At 65.1% G+C, this 1230-nt stretch carries 2 protein-coding genes; both read left to right on the top strand.

Annotated features, from left to right (window positions below; genetic code table 11):
• Positions 1 to 3 precede the first annotated feature (3 nt).
• The gene (gene fdxA / locus THIARS_RS17995; RefSeq protein ID WP_013106996.1) at positions 4 to 327 is read left to right on the top strand and encodes a ferredoxin FdxA; all 324 of its coding nucleotides are present in this window, start codon (positions 4 to 6) and stop codon (positions 325 to 327) included.
• 32 nt (positions 328 to 359) lie between these two features.
• A partial coding sequence (locus THIARS_RS17990; RefSeq protein WP_094162244.1) for an NAD(P)/FAD-dependent oxidoreductase occupies positions 360 to 1230 on the top strand: 871 nt, incomplete at its 3' end.

Raw genomic sequence — 1230 nt, 5'->3', positions numbered from 1 at the left:
CCGATGACCTTTGTCGTGACCGAAAATTGCATCAAGTGCAAGTTCACCGATTGTGTGGACGTCTGCCCGGTGGACTGCTTCCGCGAAGGCCCCAACTTCCTGGCGATCGATCCGGACGAATGCATCGACTGCGCCGTATGCGTGCCCGAGTGTCCGGCCAACGCCATCTTCGCCGAGGAAGACGTCCCTGGCGACCAACAAGCATTCATTGCCCTCAACGCCGAACTGTCGCGCCGCTGGCCCAGCATCACCAAGCGCAAGCCCGCCCCGCCGGACGGCGAAGAATGGAATGGCAAACCCGGCAAGCTGCAGTTTCTCGAGCGCTGAACATCCGGATTCCGACCGCCCCCTCATCCCTCATGGAAATGCACATCAATCCGGCCATCGCCGACGCGGCCCTGGCCAGCGCCCCGCCGATCGAGACCGATGCCGTCATTATTGGCGCCGGTCCCGTGGGTTTGTTTCAGGTTTTCGAACTCGGCCTGCTCGACATCAAGGCCCACGTCATCGACAGCCTGCCGCACCTGGGCGGCCAGTGCGTGGAGCTCTATCCGGACAAGCCCATCTACGACATTCCGGCCGTGCCCATGTGCACCGGCCAGGAACTCACCGACAACCTGCTCAAGCAGATCGAGCCGTTCAAGCCCACCTTCCATCTGGGACAGGACGTGACGGAGCTGCAGCGCCAGGACGACGGGCGCTTCGTCGTGCGCACCTCCAAGGACACCACCTTGCTCACCAAGACGGTGTTCATCGCCGCCGGCGTGGGCTCGTTCCAGCCGCGCACCCTCAAAGTGGAGGGGCTGGACGCCTTCGAGGGCACGCAGTTGTTCTACCGCGTGAAGAACCCCGCGGTCTTCGCCGGCAAAAATCTCGTGGTGGTCGGCGGCGGCGACTCGGCGCTGGATTGGGCGCTGCACTTCGCCCAGGATGACGCGCACCGCGCCGAAAGCGTCATCCTCGTGCACCGGCGCGACGGCTTTCGCGCCGCGCCGGCCTCGGTGGCCAAGATGCACGCCCTGTGCGAGCAGCACGCGATGCAGTTCGTCGTCGGTCAGATCACGGGGTTCGAGGCCGACGGCGATGGCCGCCTGTCGCAGGTCAAGCTCACCGGCAACGACGGCATCACCCGGCGCCTGCCGCTGGACATGCTGCTGGTGTTCTTCGGCCTGTCACCCAAGCTCGGCCCCATCGCCCACTGGGGCCTGGACCTGGAGCGCAAGCAGATCC

The sequence above is a fragment of the Thiomonas delicata genome (assembly GCF_900088825.1).
Taxonomy (GTDB): Bacteria; Pseudomonadota; Gammaproteobacteria; order Burkholderiales; family Burkholderiaceae_C; genus Thiomonas_A; species Thiomonas_A delicata.
The sequence above is the reverse complement of the archived record's forward strand: the minus strand, read 5'-3'. Positions and strand labels throughout refer to the sequence as shown.

Coding starts and splice junctions, on each gene's coding strand:
- fdxA (WP_013106996.1), top strand. CDS start 4: ATGACCTTTGTCGTGACCGAAAATTGCATCAAGTGCAAGTTCACCGAT.